Here is an 18,229-nt window from a genome sequence, read left to right on the forward strand (position 1 = left end):
ATCCATAAACTCAGCCGCATATTTAATGGGCGAATGAAAGCGATTACAAACTTGTGATTAACGTTTTATTCACTTTTCTGAAGTGTGATGTAACGCAATCCGTTACATCGCCCATTGGCTATAGTTTTTTCGCAGAACATCTTTTGACCAACAATAACCTGGGCTACGAGGGCATCATTATGTGGAAGCGCTTACTTCTTGTCACAGCAGTTTCGGCAGCCATGTCGTCTATGGCGATGGCCGCACCATTAACCGTCGGTTTTTCGCAGGTTGGCTCTGAATCAGGCTGGCGAGCGGCGGAAACCAATGTCGCGAAAAGCGAAGCCCAAAAACGCGGCATCACGCTGAAAATCGCCGATGGTCAGCAAAAACAGGAAAACCAGATTAAAGCGGTGCGCTCGTTTATCGCCCAGGGCGTAGACGCCATCTTTATCGCGCCGGTGGTGGCGACGGGCTGGGAACCGGTGCTTAAAGAAGCCAAAGACGCTGAAATCCCCGTATTCCTGCTCGACCGTTCCATTGATGTCAAAGACAAATCTCTCTATATGACCACCGTCACCGCCAACAACGTGCTCGAAGGGCAGCTGATCGGCGACTGGCTGATTAAGCAGGTGGATGGCAAGCCGTGTAACGTCGTCGAACTGCAAGGCACCGTCGCGCGAGCGTGGCGATTGACCGTAAGAAAGGCTTTGCGGAAGCCATCGCCAAAGCGCCAAACATCAAAATCATCCGTTCTCAGTCCGGCGACTTTACCCGCAGTAAAGGTAAAGAGGTTATGGAGAGCTTCATCAAAGCGGAAAACAACGGCAAAAACATCTGCATGGTTTACGCCCATAACGACGACATGGTGATCGGCGCAATTCAGGCGATCAAAGAAGCGGGCCTGAAGCCGGGCAAAGATATCCTCACCGGCTCTATCGACGGCGTACCGGATATCTATAAAGCGATGATCGACGGCGAAGCGAATGCCAGCGTCGAGCTGACGCCAAACATGGCTGGTCCAGCGTTTGATGCCCTTGAGAAATTCAAGAAAGACGGCACCAAACCAGAACAGCTGACCATCACCAAATCGACCCTCTATCTGCCAGATACGGCGAAAGAAGAGTTAGAGAAGAAGAAAAACATGGGCTACTAAGCCTTTAAGCCAGGAAAAAAGCCGGGTGGCGCTGCGCTTGCCCGGCCTACAGTACACGCTTTTGTAGGCCGGATAAGCGCAGCGTCATTCGGCTTGATGCAGGGGGAACCATGACCGTTGAACAACACCAGGAAATCCTCCGAACCGAAGGATTAAGCAAATTCTTCCCCGGCGTGAAAGCGCTGGATAACGTCGATTTCAGCCTGCGACGCGGTGAGATTATGGCGCTGCTCGGGGAAAACGGCGCCGGGAAATCGACGCTGATCAAGGCCTTAACCGGGGTATATCACGCCGATCGCGGCAGCATCTGGCTGGAAGGCAACGCCATTTCACCGAAAAATACCGCTCACGCCCAGCAGCTGGGCATCGGGACCGTATACCAGGAAGTGAACCTGCTGCCGAACATGTCGGTGGCGGATAATCTGTTTATTGGCCGTGAGCCGCGCCGGTTTGGCCTGCTGCGCCGAAAAGAGATGGAGGCGCGTGCCACCCGACTGATGGAATCCTACGGTTTCTCCCTCGACGTGCGCGAGCCGCTGAACCGCTTTTCCGTAGCGATGCAGCAGATTGTCGCCATTTGCCGGGCCATCGATCTCTCTGCCAAAGTGCTGATCCTCGATGAACCCACCGCCAGCCTCGATACTCAGGAAGTGGAAATGCTCTTCACCCTGATGCGCCAGCTGCGCGATCAGGGCGTCAGCCTGATCTTCGTTACCCACTTCCTCGATCAGGTCTATCAGGTCAGCGATCGTATTACGGTTCTGCGCAACGGCAGTTTTGTCGGCTGCCGCGACACCCGCGAGCTGCCGCAGATCGAACTGGTCAAAATGATGCTGGGTCGCGAGCTGGACACCCATGCGCTGCAACGCGCGGGCCGCACACTGCTGAGCGACAAACCCGTCGCCGCCTTCAAAGATTTCGGCAAAAAAGGGACCATCACGCCGTTCAACCTGGAAGTGCGTCCCGGCGAAATTGTCGGTCTGGCGGGCCTGCTGGGGTCCGGTCGCACCGAAACCGCCGAGGTGATCTTCGGCATCAAGCCCGCCGACAGCGGCAGCGCGATGATCAAAGGCAAACCGCAAACCCTGCGATCGCCGCATCAGGCCTCGTGCCTGGGGATCGGTTTTTGCCCGGAAGATCGTAAAACCGACGGCATCATTGCCGCGGCTTCGGTGCGCGAAAATATCGTTCTGGCGCTGCAGGCGCAGCGCGGCTGGCTACGGCCCATTCCGAAGCGCGAGCAGATTGCCATCGCTGAACGCTTTATCCGCCAGCTGGGTATTCGTACTCCCAGCCCTGAACAGCCGATTGAGTTTCTCTCCGGCGGCAATCAGCAAAAAGTGTTGCTCTCCCGCTGGCTGCTGACCAAACCGCAGTTCCTGATCCTTGATGAGCCGACGCGCGGTATCGACGTTGGCGCGCACGCGGAAATTATTCGTCTGATCGAAACGCTCTGCGCCGACGGTCTGGCGCTGCTGGTTATCTCATCCGAGCTTGAGGAGCTGGTGGGGTATGCAGATCGCGTGATTATCATGCGCGATCGCAAGCAGGTGGCAGAGATCCCGCTGGATGAACTCTCCGTTCCGGCGATCATGAATGCCATCGCGGCATAAGGAGTCAATCGTGATGTCCCGTTCTCTTCCAAAGCCTGGCGAGTCCAGGCGCCGCTTCAGCTGGCCTACCGGCACGCCGCAAATTGTGGCGCTGCTGCTGGTGCTGGTGGTGGACAGCCTCGTTGCGCCGCACTTTTTCCAGATCATTTTGCAGGATGGGCGGCTGTTCGGTAGCCCCATCGATATCCTAAACCGCGCGGCACCGGTGGCGTTGCTGGCGATCGGTATGACGCTGGTGATTGCCACCGGCGGCATTGATCTCTCTGTGGGGGCGACCATGGCTATCGCCGGCGCGACTGCCGCCTCGATGACGGTCGCCGGGCACAGTCTGCCTGTGGTGATTTTAGCGGCGCTGGGCACCGGGGTGCTGGCGGGGCTGTGGAACGGGGTCCTCGTTTCGCTTCTCAAAATTCAGCCGTTTGTCGCGACCTTAATTTTGATGGTGGCCGGGCGCGGCGTGGCGCAGCTGATTACCTCTGGGCAGATCGTCACCTTTGACTCACCGTCGCTGGCGTGGATCGGCAGCGGCAAGCTGCTGCTGTTCCCGACGCCGGTGATCATTGCGCTGGTCACGCTAATCGTTTTCTGGCTGTTTACCCGCAAAACGGCGCTGGGGATGTTTATCGAAGCGGTTGGGATCAACATTCGCGCCGCGAAAAATGCGGGCGTCAGCACCCGTATGGTGGTGATGCTGACCTATGTGCTGAGCGGTGTCTGCGCGGCGATTGCCGGGATCATCGTCGCCGCCGATATTCGCGGCGCTGATGCCAACAACGCCGGGCTGTGGCTGGAGCTGGACGCCATTCTGGCGGTGGTGATTGGCGGCGGATCGCTGATGGGTGGGCGCTTTAACCTGCTGCTGTCGGTGATTGGCGCGCTGATTATCCAGGGGATGAACACTGGAATTCTGCTTTCGGGCTTCCAGCCGGAGCTGAATCAGGTGGTGAAAGCGGTGGTTGTGCTCTGCGTGCTGATTGTTCAGTCGTCGCGCTTTATTAGCATCATCAAGGGGATTCGCGGCCATGATAAAACGTAATTTACCGCTCATGATCACGCTGGGGGTCTTCGTACTGGGGTATCTCTACTGCCTGACGCAATTCCCCGGTTTCGCCTCCACGCGCGTGATTTGCAACATTCTGACGGATAACGCCTTTCTCGGGATCATCGCCGTCGGCATGACCTTCGTGATCCTCTCCGGCGGGATCGATCTCTCCGTCGGCTCGGTGATCGCTTTTACCGGCGTATTCCTCGCCAAAGCGATCGGTTTCTGGGGGATCTCGCCGCTGCTGGCCTTCCCGCTGGTGCTGGCGATGGGCTGCGCGTTTGGGGCGTTCATGGGTCTGCTGATCGATGCCCTGAAGATCCCGGCGTTTATCATTACCCTCGCCGGGATGTTCTTCCTGCGCGGCGTGAGCTATCTGGTATCGGAAGAGTCAATTCCGATTAACCACCCGATCTACGACACGCTCTCAAGCCTGGCGTGGAAAATCCCCGGCGGTGGGCGTCTGAGCGCGATGGGCCTGCTGATGTTAGGCGTGGTGGTGATCGGCATTTTCCTCGCCCATCGCACCCGTTTTGGTAACCAGGTGTACGCCATCGGCGGCAGCGCGACCTCGGCGAATCTGATGGGGATCTCCACCCGCAGCACGACCATTCGTATCTATATGCTCTCGACCGGGCTGGCGACGCTGGCGGGGATTGTCTTTTCCATCTACACCCAGGCGGGCTACGCGCTGGCGGGCGTGGGCGTAGAGCTGGATGCGATTGCATCGGTGGTGATTGGCGGCACGCTGTTGAGTGGCGGCGTGGGGACAGTGCTTGGGACACTGTTTGGCGTGGCGATCCAGGGGCTTATTCAGACCTACATCAACTTCGACGGCACGCTGAGCTCCTGGTGGACCAAAATCGCGATTGGCATTTTGTTGTTCATCTTTATCGCGCTGCAGCGAGGCCTGACGGTGCTGTGGGAAAACCGCCTCAGCTCGCCTGTGACGCGCGTTAGCACTACACCGCTCAACAGATAACACCCTGAATTTGCTTAAAGTGTAAACTTTTTCCGGTAGCGGTCGATAACCTTTATTTCTGTCCAGAAATATCTCGCTACCGGAAATAACATCATGCTGAAAACGCTATCGATTCGTACCGGCTTGCTTTCGTTACTGGCCGTTATGACCCTTCTGCTGCTGATTGTCAGCGGCATTGGCATTTATGCCCTCACACAGAGTTCCTCTTCTTTACAGCGCATCAATCACCTTCAGGGTGAACAGATGGTGCAGCTCAACGCGGGTTACACGCTGATTTTGCGTGCGCGCAATGAGGCGGGTCAGGCCGTTCGGCTGATGGAGATCGGCATGCTGGATGATGCCGCCAAATCCGTGCAGAACATCAATCGCGAAGTTGCCCAGGCGCAAAAAACGCTGAAAGGGGTGATCGACGGCGGCATTGATAATCCGAAAGGACAGCAACTGCTGGATAAGGTGGCGGCGAGTTTTGCCACCTATAACGCCGAAGGGATCACCCCGATGGTGGCTGCCCTTAACCAGCAAAGCGCCGATGCCTATTACGATCTGCTGGAGAACAAGCTGATTCCGGTCGCACGCCAGTTTGATAACGATATGCAGGCGTTCCAGTCGTGGAGCGAAAAGCGCGGGAAATCGGAAGTGAAAGCGGTGCAGTCGAGCAAAAACCGGGTGATGCTGCTGATTGTGATTGCCGCGCTGCTGACCGCCGGGATCATCGTGCTGGCGTGGTTGTCCCTGCGCCATATGCTGCTCAAGCCGCTTCTGGCTTCGATCGCCCAGCTTGAACATGTGGCGGCGGGCGATCTGACTCACAGCCTGAACGCGCCGACCAGTCAGGAGTTTAACCGCCTGAATGCGGCCATCGAAGAGATGCGCCAGTCGCTGATGGGCTCCGTCATGCGCGTGCGTGATGCCAGCTCGCAGATTGACACAGGCAGCCGGGAACTGACGGCAGGTAACCTGGATCTGGCCCAGCGCACGGAATCCACGGCAACCTCCCTTGAGCAAACGGCGGCCAGCATGGAAGAGATCACCGCCACCGTGAAGCAAAACGCCGATAACGCCGAGCAGGCGCATCAGCTGGCGAAACGCGTCTCGGATACCGCCGATCACGGCAGCGAAATGGTGTGCTACGTGATTGAAAAAATGCGCGATATCTCAGGCAGCTCTGCGCGCATCGCCGACATTCTGAGTGTGATTGACGGCATCGCCTTCCAGACCAACATCCTGGCGCTTAACGCCTCGGTGGAAGCGGCGCGTGCGGGCGAGCAGGGACGTGGGTTTGCGGTGGTGGCCGGGGAAGTGCGTAATCTCGCCAGCCGGAGCGCCGATGCGGCGAAAGAGATCCGCACTCTCATCAGCGATTCGCAGACTCACGTCAGCGAAGGGAGCGAGCTGGCGCAACAGGCCGGTGAGACGATGGATGAGATTGCAACGGAAGTGCTGCGCATGACCAAACTGATGCGAGAGATCGCCAACGCGTCGCTTGAGCAGAGTCGAGGTATTGAGCAGGTGAATATTGCAGTCAATCAAATGGATGAGACAGCGCAGCAAAATGCCGCGCTGGTACAACAATCTTCCGCCGCGACGCGTTCCCTTGAAGAGCAGTCGCGCGAACTGATTGAAGCGATGTCATCGTTTAAACTGTCGGCGCAAACGGCCTGATAATAATAAACCCTGGCGTATAACGCGTCAGGGTTTACGCTTCCGCAGTATTCACCGCGCCAATATTTTCATGAATATCAGCCATTAAATTTTCCAACGAATTTGTCAATTCTAACGCTTTTGGCGTTGGCTCAAGATATAAGCCTTTACGAATAAATAATGGCTCGTCAAAAAGCTGATTAAAACGCTTCAACGCCAGGCTGACGGCGGGGCGGGACATCTCAAGACGCACAGAGGCTTTCGCCATGCTGCCGCATCGGACAATCTCAATAAAAACGGGAATGAGGTTTAAATCAATACCGGTGTTTGCACGAGAATAATTTTGCATCGCGTCGGGCGCTCCTCTGAATAAATAGTTAACTGTTCAGAATAATGCGCGAGAGGGCGGGAAGATTAAAGCGCCATTTTTATATTCATTTATACGGTAAAATATATAAATGAAAAAAGGGGGAGCAACGCTCCCCATGTTAAAAACGTTATGCGTCCGGGTATTCGCGGATCAGACGCTCAACGTCTTCGACCATATGATCGTTGCCAACAAAGAACGAGCGGCGCTGATGCAGGCTTTCCGGGATGATATCCAGAATGCGCTCTTTACCGTCGCTCGCCTTGCCGCCGGCCTGTTCGGCCAGGAACGCCATTGGGTTGCATTCGTACAGCAGGCGCAGTTTCCCTTCCGGGTGGCTGGCGGTGCTTGGGTAGAGATAGATGCCGCCTTTCAGCAGGTTGCGGTGGAAATCCGCCACCAGAGAGCCGATGTAGCGCGAGGTGTAGGGACGCTGGGTTAACTTATCTTCTTCCTGGCAGAACTTGATGTATTTCTTCACGCCATTCGGGAATTTGATGTAGTTACCTTCGTTGATGGAGTAGGTGCTGCCACTCGCAGGGTAACGCATACGCTCCTGGCACAGGCAGAACACGCCCAGTGACGGATCGTAAGTAAAGGCGTGAACGCCGCAGCCGGTGGTGTAAACCAGCATGGTGGAAGAGCCGTAAACCACATATCCGGCCGCGACCTGCTTGCTGCCCGGCTGGAGGAAATCTTCTTCGGTGACCGGCGTACCGACCGGGGTTACGCGGCGGTAGATAGAGAAAATCGTGCCGACAGAAACGTTAACGTCGATGTTTGAGGAGCCATCCAGCGGGTCCATCAGAACGACATATTTAGCATGCTCGCAGCCTTCGAAAACAACGATTTCATCTTCTTCTTCGGAGGCGATCCCTGCGACGATGTCGCGTGCGCGCAGTGCCGCTTTCAGTTTTTCATTCGCGAACAGATCGAGCTTCTGCTGAACCTCGCCCTGCACGTTTTCGGCACCGCTGGCACCCAGGATATCGACCAGACCGGCCTTGTTGATATCGCGGTGGATGATCTTCGCGCCGAGCTTTATTGCCGACAGCAAAGCAGTGAGCTCACCAGTAGCATGAGAGAACTCGTGCTGCTTTTCGACAATAAATTCACCTAACGTTTTCATAACACTTTCCCTGCATCGTATGTGAGTAAAGCGATCGTATGTTGCGTATAAAGCCTGAAGTCCAACAATCTTAACAAACATTCAAATATTAGCGCAGAGGTGAATCGCGCCAGCAAAATACGGATTTACCTGAAATGCGTTTCTCTGGCGCTGACATGTGAGTAAAATGTGCGCCACACAGAAGAGGGATAGTGACGTATGCGCATTCATATATTGGGGATTTGTGGCACATTCATGGGCGGACTGGCGATGCTGGCGCGCTCTTTAGGCCATGAGGTGACAGGTTCGGACGCCAATGTGTATCCGCCGATGAGCACGTTGCTTGAGAAGCAGGGTATCGACCTGATTTCAGGATATGACGCCAGTCAGCTCGATTCTGAGCCAGACCTGGTGATTATCGGCAACGCCATGACCCGTGGTAATCCGTGTGTGGAAGCGGTGCTGGAACGCAACATTCCATTCATGTCCGGCCCTGAGTGGCTGCATGATTTCGTGCTGCGCGATCGCTGGGTGCTGGCCGTTGCCGGTACGCACGGCAAAACCACCACCGCCGGTATGGCGACCTGGATCTTAGAAGCTTGCGGCTACAAGCCGGGCTTTGTGATCGGCGGCGTACCGGGGAATTTCGACGTCTCCGCGCGTCTGGGCGACAGCCCGTTTTTTGTGATTGAAGCGGACGAATACGACTGCGCGTTCTTTGATAAGCGTTCCAAATTCGTGCATTACTGCCCGCGCACGCTGATCCTTAACAACCTTGAGTTCGATCACGCGGATATCTTTGACGATCTGAAAGCCATTCAGAAACAGTTCCATCACCTGGTGCGTATCGTGCCGGGGCAGGGCCGCATCATCTACCCGGAAAACGACATCAATCTGAAACAGACGATGGCGATGGGCTGCTGGAGCGAGCAGGAGCTGGTGGGCGAGCAGGGCCACTGGCAGGCGAAAAAACTGACCACCGACGCCTCCGAATGGGAAGTGCTGCTGGACGGTGAGAAAGTGGGTGAAGTGAAGTGGGAGCTGGTCGGCGAACACAACATGCATAACGGTTTGATGGCGATTGCCGCCGCGCGTCACGTAGGCGTGCTGCCTGCCGACGCCGCGAATGCGCTCAATTCGTTCATCAACGCCCGTCGTCGTCTCGAACTGCGCGGCGAAGCCAACGGCGTGACCGTGTACGACGATTTCGCCCATCACCCCACGGCGATCCTCGCTACGCTGGCTGCCCTGCGCGGCAAAGTGGGCGGTACGGCGCGTATTCTGGCAGTGCTGGAACCACGCTCAAACACCATGAAAATGGGGATCTGCAAAGACGATCTCGCACCGTCGTTAGGCCGTGCGGATGAAGTCTTCTTGCTGCAACCGCAGCATATTCCGTGGCAGGTCGCGGAAGTTGCTGAAGCCTGTGTGCAGCCTGCGCACTGGCATGCGGACGTAGACACGCTGGCCGATATGATCGTAAAAACGGCACAGCCGGGCGATCACATTCTGGTGATGAGTAACGGCGGTTTTGGTGGGATACATCAGAAACTGCTGGATGGTCTGGCGAAGAAAGCAGAAGCGGTAGAGCAGTAGAGTAACCGCTGTCCGGCCTACGGGGACGTAGGCCGGATAAGTGCAGCGTTATCCGGCAATAATTTAACCTTCGTTCTCAGCCAGCTCGCGCAGATACTGGAAAATCAGGCGCGCAGATTTCGGCGGCTTATTCCCTTCTTTCTCTTTCTTCGCGTTACGGATAAGCGAACGTAACTGCTGACGGTCGGCGTCCGGCCACAGGTTCAACACTTCTGCGACCGCGTCGTCGCCATTGTCGACCAGGCGGTCGCGGATCTGTTCCAGCTTATGGAACAGCGCAACCTGCTGGTTGTGGCGGTTCTTCAGCTTGTCCAGCGCCTGGCGAATCGGTTCTACATCGCGCTGGCGCAGCATTTTACCGATCAGCTGCAGCTGACGGCGACGGCCTTCTTTTTTGATTCGTTGGGCCAGTTCAATGGCTCCGCGCAGATCCGGGTCGAGCGGGAGTTTATCCAGCGCGTTTTTACCCAGCTCTACCATTTCCGCACCAAGTTGCTTTAACTCTTCGGCGTCGCGTTTAATTTCACTTTTACTGACCCAGATGATTTCATCATCTTCGTCTTCGATGTCATCACCGGGAACGTCGTCGAGCCAGTCTTCGGGCTGCTTAGTCATGTCAGGCTCCTTAAAAAAGAGGCTAATGTTACCAGTTAAGACGCGCACTGAAAAACGGTTCTCTGTTAGACTTCAGATAACTCCCTCTTACAGTATGGCATTTGCGATGAAAGTAACCTCACAAGTTGAAGCGCAGCGTAAGATTCTTGAAGAAGCGGTATCCACCGCACTGATGCTGGCATCAGGCCAATCCGATGGCGCCGAAGTGGCGGTCAGCAAGACCACGGGCATTAGCGTCAGCACCCGCTTTGGCGAAGTGGAAAACGTTGAATTTAACAGTGACGGCGCGCTGGGGATTACGGTTTATCACCAGAATCGCAAAGGCAGCGCCTCTTCGACGGATTTAAGCCCGGATGCGATCGCCCGCACCGTGCAGGCGGCGCTGGATATTGCGCGCTATACCTCGCCGGACCCGTACGCAGGCGTGGCGGATAAAGAGCTGCTGGCGTTTGATGCGCCGGATCTCGACCTGTTCCATCCGGCTGAAGTGACGCCGGACGAAGCCATCGAGTTCGCTGCCCGCGCAGAGCAAGCCTCTCTGAAAGCAGATAAACGCATCACGAATACCGAAGGCGGCAGCTTCAACAGCCACTACGGCATCAAAGTATTCGGCAACAGCCACGGCATGCTGCAGGGCTACTGCTCGACGCGTCATTCGCTCTCCAGCTGCGTGATTGCAGAAGAGAACGGTGACATGGAGCGTGATTACGCCTACACCATTGGCCGCGCGATGGGCGATTTGCAGTCGCCAGAGTGGGTCGGCGAAGAGTGCGCAAAACGCACCCTTTCCCGTTTGTCGCCGCGCAAACTCTCCACCATGAAAGCGCCCGTGATTTTTGCCAATGAAGTGGCAACTGGCCTGTTTGGTCATCTGGTTGGTGCGATTGCAGGTGGCGCGGTGTATCGCAAATCCACCTTCCTGCTCGACGCGCTCGGCACCCAAATCCTGCCGGAATGGCTGACCATCGAAGAGCATCCGCACCTGCTGAAAGGGCTGGCGTCCACGCCGTTCGACAGCGAAGGCGTGCGCACGGAGCGTCGCGATATCATCAAAGACGGCGTGCTGACGCAGTGGCTGCTGACCAACTACTCTGCGCGCAAGCTGGGGCTGAAAAGCACCGGTCACGCGGGCGGTATCCACAACTGGCGCATCGAAGGCCAGGGTCTGAGTTTTGAACAGATGCTGAAGCAGATGGGCACCGGTCTGGTGGTCACTGAGCTGATGGGCCAGGGTGTGAGCGGTATTACCGGGGACTACTCGCGCGGTGCGGCGGGGTTCTGGGTTGAAAACGGTGAAATTCAGTATCCGGTGAGCGAAATTACCATCGCCGGCAACTTAAAAGATATGTGGCGCAATATTGTTACGGTCGGTAACGATATTGAAACGCGCAGCAATATACAGTGTGGTTCAGTGCTGTTGCCGGAGATGAAAATCGCCGGTCAGTAATACCCGTCCTGTTTCGGGCAGCAGGTGCGTTGAGTGCGCGCGTGCCTGCACCCCGAATGCGACAGGTATGACTTTTTTCATAATAAAAAAGGATGTGAGCAATGTATAAGAGCCTGTTAGCCGTCGTCGTCGCTTCAACGCTGGTCATGAGTTCGGCTGCCTTCTCCGCCGATCTTGAAGACAATATGGATACCCTCAGCACCAATCTGAAAGTGGTGCAAAAAACGGATAATGCGACGGAAATGAAAGACGCATTAACCAAAATGCGCGCCGCCGCGCTCGACGCGCAAAAAGCGACGCCGCCGAAGCTGGAAAACGCAGCTCCCGACAGCGCCGAAATGAAAGATTTCCGCCACGGTTTTGACGTGCTGGTCGGCCAGATCGACGGTGCGCTGAAGCTGGCCAACGAAGGTAAAGTCAAAGAGGCACAGGCCGCGGCTGACGGCTTTGTCACCACCCGCAATGAGTACCACAAAAAGTACCGTTAATTGGGTGCCTGAGCTGTACGCCCATCCTCGTGAAGCGGAGGCATAATCCCTGCCTCCGCATTTAGCTCCTTACTTCCAGGAGCGGCAGTCCATCCGCGCAACTAACTCTAGCGAACCCTGACGAAAACGGATTTCGCAAAGCGTTTTGCGGTTTATCAGAGATAAGATGATTATTGTCAAAGCAACAATCATCAGAGCCCTGATAATCGGTTTCTGCTGCTTCATGGATGCCTCCTTGGCAGCGGGTAAGGCATTACTTCACGTGGTAAGACGTGTTGTTCCAGCCCCGACCCTGATTTAAATTCAGATAGGGGCTTTCCACTTTCCGTCCCATGCATGAGACGGTCAGTCTCAAGCACCCACGCGCACTTTACCGAATCCCCATAAGAAAACCTTATCCAGTTCACATTTCTACGAGCCTGCTCGTAAACTTTTTCGTTCTCTTTCCTGCCGTTTGACCACCGAATAGCGTGACATTCATCACGCAAATCCAGCTGATAATTCATATTCACCGCAATTATGTGGCACAGATCACTGGTGCCGCTCTCCTTTCCACTTCGAAGTGGAAAACAACTCGCTACAAACAAATAACCGCCAGCGTTAGTTTTATCCCAGAGCCATTAACGGGGTAAGACGAGTGATTAACGGAGCGGTAATGAACGACGTTGGGGAACAGGCAGCGCAGACGGCACAGCTCGCCGACACCATGCTGGAGCAGGTATTCACTCTGCTTCGCCATCACAACATCATTCCCAATGACGTCCAGGTTCAGATGCTGACGTCCCACGTTCGCGCAATGGCGCACCGGTCCGTGACCGGCGAACCGCTGCCGGACGTAGAAGCTGACCTGTTTGACGAAATTTCTGCAGATTCAATGCGGCTTGCCCGCGAAGTGGTCGCGCAGTTTGGCAACCTTCCTGATGAAGAAGCCTGGCTGCTCTCCGTTCACTTCGAAGTCGCGAAAGACAACCTTTAAGGAGCACTACCATGGAACAAATTACTGTTGTGATTGGCGATCGTCTGGGCAAAGGCCAGAAAGTGGCTATCGGCGTTGAAAAAGCAGGCGGACGTGCGGTTGTCGTGCCAGGCGTGGCGGCAGACATGAAACTGGGCGACGTCATGAAAGCGGAAAACGCCACTTTCGGCATCTCTTTCTGCGGCAGCGGCGGCGCGGGTGCAATTACTGCGCAGACTAAATATGGCTACAAAGCGAAATACGGCATGCGTTCAGTGGAAGAGGGCGTCACTGCTATTAACGAAGGCTGCAACGTGCTGGGCTTCGGCTTTATGGATAAAGAAGAGCTGGGCGAGCGTCTGGTTCAGGCGTGGCAGAAGAAGCACGGCGCCTGAGCATGAAAGAGCAATTCACCACCACGGTGAGAGTGAAAGGCAAAGGCGAGATGAAATCCCGCGCCTTTGCCGACGCGCTAAACCACGTTCAGGCCGCGGTGATGAAAGCATCGCCGCATATCTTACTGCGTATTGAGCCACAGGATGTGCAGGTTGTTCAGGCGCAAGAAGCGGTGCGTAAGGAAGCTTTTCTGTACTTCTTTTTGCGCCGGGAAAGACGCACCTACAGCGTGGAGCTGGATGTGACCGTCAACGTGACCGCCATCAATCTCGACAAGGTGGACTTTGTCACGCAACGCTGATTCTTACTAATAGGGCAGACTAATGTTCCTGATAATTTTAATAAAATCGCTCATCATCGGCGGCCTGGTTGGCGTCGGCGTGGGCGCCGGGGCTGCACGCATGTTTCATGCGCCTACCACACAGGGTATGGGCGCGTTTCGTACGTTGGGGGAACTGAACTCCTGTGAAGGGGACCCAGCGTCTCACTTCTCCTTTGGTCTGGGGTTCTTCTTTAACGCCTGGGCATCGTCAGTGGCTGCGGGGGCATTCACTCAAGACGTTGACCATCGCATCATCCCGAACTGGGGTGCGGCGGCGCTGATGCTGAAAAACCGCAACGTGGGCGAAACACTGCACGACCCACGCAAAATGGCGATTGCCTGCGGCATCATCGGCATGTTCGTGGTCACCTTCCTTAACCTCACCGCCTCGTCCGTTCCGGCAGCCCTGCAGGTCACCGCCGTGAAGGTGCTGGTTCCGGCAGCGAACCTGCTGGTGAACACCGTGATGCCGGTCATTTTCTGGCTGGCGGCTATCGATGCGGGCAAAAAATCGGGCTTCTGGGCGACCGTGTTTGGCGGCGCAGCTCAGCTGATTATGGGGAACGCCGTACCGGGTCTGGTGCTGGGCATTCTGATCGGTAAGGGCGTTGAAGAGAGCGGCTGGAACCACGTCACCAAAGTGATGATGGTCGCCATCGTGCTGCTGTTCGTTCTGAGCGGCTTCTTCCGCGGCTTCGACATGAAGATGATCGAATCCTTCCATCTGACCGTGCCGAACTGGCTCGATCTGATCCACAGCTCGCTCAGTGGCAAATAACAGGAGCCTCGACATGGAACAGAATAAAGGTTTTTGGTATGCCGACTGGTCGTTCCCGATCTTCGTTGGCCTGCTCTCTTCCGGCGTCTTCGCCGGGACGCACATGTACTACCTGTACGGCATCGGCGCGTTTAACGAAGTGGCTTTCGTGGCGATGCTGAAAGCGGGTATCGACACCGGTGTTTACGGTGCGGTCGCCGCGTTCGGCGCAAGCTTCCTGTTCGCCCGTATCATTGAAGGCTCCCTGGTGGGGATCCTGGATATCGGCGGTGCGATTCAGACCGGCGTGGGCCTCGGCGTTCCGGCGCTGCTGCTGGGCGCGGGGATCATGTTCCCGGTGACCAACTTTATTGCCTCGCTGGCGACCGGCCTGGTGATTGGTCTGGCGATTGGCTACGTGATCATTCTGGCGCGTAAATTCACCATCAATCAGAGCAACTCCACCTACGGGGCTGACGTGATGATGGGCGCGGGTAACGCCTCTGGCCGCTTCCTCGGGCCGTTGATTATTCTCAGCGCCATGACCGCCTCTATTCCGATTGGTATCGGTTCGCTGGTCGGCGCGCTGCTGTTTTACCTCTGGCAGAAGCCGATTACCGGCGGCGCGATCCTCGGCGCCATGATTTTAGGTTCGCTGTTCCCGGTGGCCCTTTAACTCCCACGGGCGCTCACGCGCCCGTCCTTTCAGGAGATACGCATGTTTGATTTACTCCTGCGCCGTGCGCGCCTGACCGACGATACCCTGACCGATATCGCCATCCAGGACGGTAAAATCGCAGCGCTGGGCGAGATTTCCACTCCCGCACATAAAACCGTCGAGCTGAACGGCGAAGTCTTTGTCAGCGCCGGCTGGATTGACTCCCACGTTCACTGCTATCCCAATTCCCCGATCTACCACGATGAGCCAGACAGCGTCGGCATCGCCACGGGCGTGACCTCGGTGGTGGACGCGGGCAGTACCGGCGCAGATGACGTGGACGACTTCTACGAAATTACCCGCAAAGCCTCAACGGAGGTTTTTGCCCTGCTGAACATCTCCCGCGTGGGGCTGATTGCCCAGAACGAACTGGCGAACATGGCCAATATCGATGCCGATGCGGTGAAACAGGCCGTTGCACGCCACCCGGATTTCATCGTCGGCCTGAAAGCGCGCATGAGCAGCAGCGTGGTCGGCGAAAACGGCATCACGCCGCTGGAGCGTGCGAAAGCGATTCAGAAAGAGAACGGCGAACTGCCGCTGATGGTCCACATCGGTAACAATCCGCCGAATCTCGACGAGATTGCCGAACTGCTCAGTTCCGGCGACATCATCACCCACTGCTATAACGGCAAACCGAACCGCATTCTGACGCCAGAGGGCGAACTGCGCGCCTCCGTTACCCGTGCGCTCAAGCGTGGCGTGCGACTGGACGTGGGCCACGGTACCGCAAGCTTTAGCTTTGAAGTGGCGAAACGCGCCATCGCGATGGGCATTCTGCCGCACACCATCAGCTCGGACATTTATTGCCGCAACCGTATTAACGGCCCGGTGGGCAGCCTGGCGAGCGTGATGTCGAAATTCCTCGCAATCGGCATGTCGCTTCCGCAGGTGATCGAGTGCGTCACCGCGAACGCCGCCGATGGCCTGCGTCTGGCCCATAAAGGCCGCATTCAGCCGGGTCTGGATGCCGACCTGACGCTGTTCACCGTTAAACGCCAGCCCACGCTGCTGGTGGATGCGGAAAACGACAGCCTGCAGGCTGAACATATTCTGGTGCCGCTTGCCGCGATCCGCGCGGGCAAGGGCTATATGACCGAACAAGGGAGTACGGAAAATGCCTTCGATTTATGAGAAATACAATTTAAAACAGGTGATTAACACCTCAGGCCGCATGACCGCGCTGGGGGTATCGACGCCGCGCCCGGAAGTGGTGCAGGCGGCGATGGACGGCATGAACCACTACTTCGAAATGAAAGATCTGGTGAATAAAACCGGGGAGTACATCGCGAAGCTGCTGGACGTGGAAGGGGCGACGGTGGTCTCGTGCGCGTCAGCAGGGATTGCCCAATCCGTGGCTGCGGTGCTGGTCAAGGACAGCGACTGGCTGCTGGAAAACCTGCACGTTACGCCGATTGAGAACAACGAAATCGTGCTGCCGAAAGGCCACAACGTCAACTTTGGCGCACCGGTCGGCACCATGGTTGCGCTCGGCGGCGGTAAACTGGTGGAAGCCGGTTACGCCAATGAGTGCTCCGCCGATCAGCTGGCGGCGGCGATCACCCCGCGCACAGCGGCGATCCTCTACATCAAATCGCACCACTGCGTGCAGAAAAGCATGCTCAGCGTTGAGCAGGCCGCAGTGGTCGCGCGAAAACACGATCTGCCACTGATCGTCGATGCGGCGGCCGAAGAAGATCTTCATACCTACTATCGTTCCGGCGCGGATCTGGTGATCTACAGCGGCGCGAAAGCGATCGAAGGGCCAACCAGCGGCCTGGTGATTGGCAAAACCCAGTATGTAGAGTGGGTCAAACGTCAGACCGCGGGTATTGGCCGCGCGATGAAAGTGGGCAAAGAGGGGATTCTGGGCCTGACCTGCGCCATCGAACACTATCTGACGGCGACCAAAGAGAGCGGAGCAGAGATGGTGGCGAAGATGACGCCCTTTATCGATGCGCTGAATACGCTTAACGGCGTCACGGCCCGCGTGGTATGGGACAGCGCTGGCCGCGATATCGCTCGTACCGAAATTAAATTCGATGAAGCCACCACCGGCGTGGGCACCGGCGAGCTGGTCAGTCAGCTCAAGCAGGGCGAATACGCGATCTATTTCCGTGGCTACAAGGCCAACGAAGGGATTATCGAAGCGGATGTGCGCAGCGTCAGCGCCGATCAGCTGAATATTGTCTATCGCCGCATCCGCGAAGTCTTAAGCCAGGAGAAACAAGCATGAAACTGACCCCCAATTTTTATCGTGACCGCGTGTGTCTAAACGTGCTGGCCGGTTCCAAAGCCAACGCCAGCGGGATCTATGAAGCCGCAGAAGGCCATGTGCTGGTGGGCGTGCTCTCCAAAAACTATCCTGATGTGGCGAGTGCCGTCGCTGATATGCGCGAGTATGCAGCGCTAATCGACAACGCTCTCTCCGTCGGACTCGGGGCGGGCGATCCGAACCAGTCGGCGATGGTCAGCGAAATCTCTCGCCAGGTGCAGCCGCAGCACGTCAACCAGGTGTTCACCGGTGTGGCGACCAGCCGCGCACTGCTGGGTCAGAATGCGTCGGTGGTTAATGGTCTGGTCTCGCCAACGGGAACCGTCGGAATGGTCAAAATCTCCACCGGCCCGCTGAGCAGCGCGGCACCGGACGGTATCGTCCCGGTTGAGACGGCGATTGCCCTGCTGAAAGATTTCGGCGGCAGCTCCATCAAATACTTCCCGATGGGCGGTCTGAAATGCCGTGACGAATACCAGGCCGTTGCCGAAGCCTGTGCCCGCCACGATTTCTGGCTGGAGCCAACCGGCGGTATCGATCTGGAAAACTTCGAGGAGATCCTGCAGATCGCCCTCGACGCAGGTGTGAGCAAAATCATTCCGCATATTTATAGCTCGATTATCGACAAAGCCAGCGGCGATACCCGTCCTGAGGACGTGCGCACGCTGCTGGAAATGACGAAGACGTTGGTCAAGTAGTTCTCGCCGCGCCTGAACCCTCTCCCTTGGGAGAGGGTCGGGTGAGGGCATCAAACCGCACAACACCAGGAGCC

General features: G+C 56.6%; 19 protein-coding genes and 1 pseudogene. 16 read left to right on the forward strand and 4 right to left on the reverse strand.

Translation table 11 applies throughout. From position 1 onward, the window contains the following. Nucleotides 1–179: 179 nt before the first annotated feature. The 5 genes and pseudogenes from ytfQ to ETG88_RS15265 all read left to right on the forward strand — a co-directional run bounded on the left by ytfQ (nt 180) and on the right by ETG88_RS15265 (nt 6,434). A pseudogene (gene ytfQ / locus ETG88_RS15245) lies at nt 180–1,135 on the forward strand (galactofuranose ABC transporter substrate-binding protein YtfQ). A gap of 110 nt (nt 1,136–1,245) precedes the next feature. Next, complete coding sequence (gene ytfR, locus ETG88_RS15250) at nt 1,246–2,748, forward strand: galactofuranose ABC transporter, ATP-binding protein YtfR (RefSeq protein ID WP_129035706.1); 1,503 nt, start codon at nt 1,246–1,248, stop codon at nt 2,746–2,748. Between the two features lie 10 nt (nt 2,749–2,758). After that, nucleotides 2,759–3,784: a galactofuranose ABC transporter, ATP-binding protein YtfT gene (gene ytfT, locus ETG88_RS15255; protein WP_129035707.1), complete on the forward strand. Its 1,026-nt coding sequence runs from the start codon at nt 2,759–2,761 to the stop codon at nt 3,782–3,784. Beyond that, nucleotides 3,771–4,772 carry a galactofuranose ABC transporter, permease protein YjfF gene (gene yjfF / locus ETG88_RS15260; protein ID WP_102104469.1) on the forward strand — a complete coding sequence of 334 codons (1,002 nt, stop codon included), beginning with the start codon at nt 3,771–3,773 and terminating at the stop codon, nt 4,770–4,772. The genes ytfT and yjfF overlap by 14 nt, the downstream gene beginning before the upstream one ends. 93 nt (nt 4,773–4,865) lie before the next feature. Next, complete coding sequence (locus tag ETG88_RS15265) at nt 4,866–6,434, forward strand: methyl-accepting chemotaxis protein (protein ID WP_102104470.1); 1,569 nt, start codon at nt 4,866–4,868, stop codon at nt 6,432–6,434. 34 nt (nt 6,435–6,468) lie between these two features. On the opposite strand, the gene ETG88_RS15270 is transcribed toward ETG88_RS15265, so the two are convergent. Beyond that, nucleotides 6,469–6,762: a helix-turn-helix domain-containing protein gene (locus tag ETG88_RS15270; RefSeq protein WP_100777842.1), complete on the reverse strand. Its 294-nt coding sequence runs from the start codon at nt 6,760–6,762 to the stop codon at nt 6,469–6,471. Between the two features lie 148 nt (nt 6,763–6,910). Further along, nucleotides 6,911–7,909 carry a class 1 fructose-bisphosphatase gene (fbp, locus tag ETG88_RS15275; RefSeq protein ID WP_100777841.1) on the reverse strand — a complete coding sequence of 333 codons (999 nt, stop codon included), beginning with the start codon at nt 7,907–7,909 and terminating at the stop codon, nt 6,911–6,913. A gap of 198 nt (nt 7,910–8,107) precedes the next feature. Here fbp and mpl point away from each other — a divergent pair, with 198 nt between their 5' ends. Continuing rightward, nucleotides 8,108–9,484: a UDP-N-acetylmuramate:L-alanyl-gamma-D-glutamyl-meso-diaminopimelate ligase gene (gene mpl, locus ETG88_RS15280; protein ID WP_102104471.1), complete on the forward strand. Its 1,377-nt coding sequence runs from the start codon at nt 8,108–8,110 to the stop codon at nt 9,482–9,484. 63 nt (nt 9,485–9,547) lie between these two features. On the opposite strand, the gene yjgA is transcribed toward mpl, so the two are convergent. Further along, on the reverse strand, nt 9,548–10,099 hold the full coding sequence (yjgA, locus tag ETG88_RS15285; RefSeq protein WP_095280536.1) for a ribosome biogenesis factor YjgA: 552 nt from the start codon (nt 10,097–10,099) through the stop codon (nt 9,548–9,550). A 94-nt stretch (nt 10,100–10,193) separates the two neighbouring features. On the opposite strand from yjgA, the gene pmbA reads away from it, so the two are divergent. Continuing rightward, complete coding sequence (gene pmbA / locus ETG88_RS15290; RefSeq protein WP_100777839.1) at nt 10,194–11,546, forward strand: metalloprotease PmbA; 1,353 nt, start codon at nt 10,194–10,196, stop codon at nt 11,544–11,546. A gap of 101 nt (nt 11,547–11,647) precedes the next feature. Further along, entirely contained in the window at nt 11,648–12,034 is a 387-nt protein-coding gene (gene cybC, locus ETG88_RS15295; RefSeq protein ID WP_100777838.1) for a cytochrome b562, read from the forward strand. Nucleotides 12,035–12,103: 69 nt separating this feature from the next. On the opposite strand, the gene ETG88_RS15300 is transcribed toward cybC, so the two are convergent. Then, a complete protein-coding gene (locus tag ETG88_RS15300) occupies nt 12,104–12,259 on the reverse strand; it encodes a Hok/Gef family protein (protein ID WP_100777837.1) in 156 nt (51 codons plus the stop codon). Between the two features lie 412 nt (nt 12,260–12,671). On the opposite strand from ETG88_RS15300, the gene ETG88_RS15305 reads away from it, so the two are divergent. The 8 genes from ETG88_RS15305 to dagF are packed head-to-tail and all read left to right on the forward strand — an operon-like array spanning nt 12,672 to nt 18,155. Continuing rightward, on the forward strand, nt 12,672–13,010 hold the full coding sequence (locus ETG88_RS15305; protein ID WP_100777836.1) for a glycine dehydrogenase: 339 nt from the start codon (nt 12,672–12,674) through the stop codon (nt 13,008–13,010). Nucleotides 13,011–13,021: 11 nt separating this feature from the next. Then, nucleotides 13,022–13,384: an SFCGS family glycine-rich protein gene (locus tag ETG88_RS15310; RefSeq protein ID WP_100777835.1), complete on the forward strand. Its 363-nt coding sequence runs from the start codon at nt 13,022–13,024 to the stop codon at nt 13,382–13,384. Nucleotides 13,385–13,386: 2 nt separating this feature from the next. Then, nucleotides 13,387–13,686, forward strand: coding sequence for a DUF4312 family protein (locus ETG88_RS15315; protein ID WP_100777834.1), 300 nt, complete (start codon nt 13,387–13,389; stop codon nt 13,684–13,686). Between the two features lie 22 nt (nt 13,687–13,708). Further along, nucleotides 13,709–14,485: a DUF4311 domain-containing protein gene (locus ETG88_RS15320; protein ID WP_095280543.1), complete on the forward strand. Its 777-nt coding sequence runs from the start codon at nt 13,709–13,711 to the stop codon at nt 14,483–14,485. A gap of 13 nt (nt 14,486–14,498) precedes the next feature. Next, complete coding sequence (locus ETG88_RS15325; RefSeq protein WP_095280544.1) at nt 14,499–15,140, forward strand: DUF4310 family protein; 642 nt, start codon at nt 14,499–14,501, stop codon at nt 15,138–15,140. Nucleotides 15,141–15,182: 42 nt separating this feature from the next. Next, the gene (locus ETG88_RS15330) at nt 15,183–16,316 is read left to right on the forward strand and encodes an amidohydrolase/deacetylase family metallohydrolase (RefSeq protein ID WP_129035708.1); all 1,134 of its coding nucleotides are present in this window, start codon (nt 15,183–15,185) and stop codon (nt 16,314–16,316) included. Further along, complete coding sequence (locus tag ETG88_RS15335; protein ID WP_129035709.1) at nt 16,300–17,418, forward strand: DgaE family pyridoxal phosphate-dependent ammonia lyase; 1,119 nt, start codon at nt 16,300–16,302, stop codon at nt 17,416–17,418. Before ETG88_RS15330 ends, ETG88_RS15335 begins: the two co-directional genes overlap by 17 nt. Then, nucleotides 17,415–18,155: a 2-dehydro-3-deoxy-phosphogluconate aldolase gene (gene dagF / locus ETG88_RS15340; RefSeq protein WP_129035710.1), complete on the forward strand. Its 741-nt coding sequence runs from the start codon at nt 17,415–17,417 to the stop codon at nt 18,153–18,155. The genes ETG88_RS15335 and dagF overlap by 4 nt, the downstream gene beginning before the upstream one ends. The last annotated feature ends 74 nt before the right edge of the window (nt 18,156–18,229 follow it).

Origin of the sequence: Lelliottia nimipressuralis (genome assembly GCF_004115925.1) — a bacterium.
GTDB lineage: Bacteria > Pseudomonadota > Gammaproteobacteria > Enterobacterales > Enterobacteriaceae > Enterobacter > Enterobacter nimipressuralis.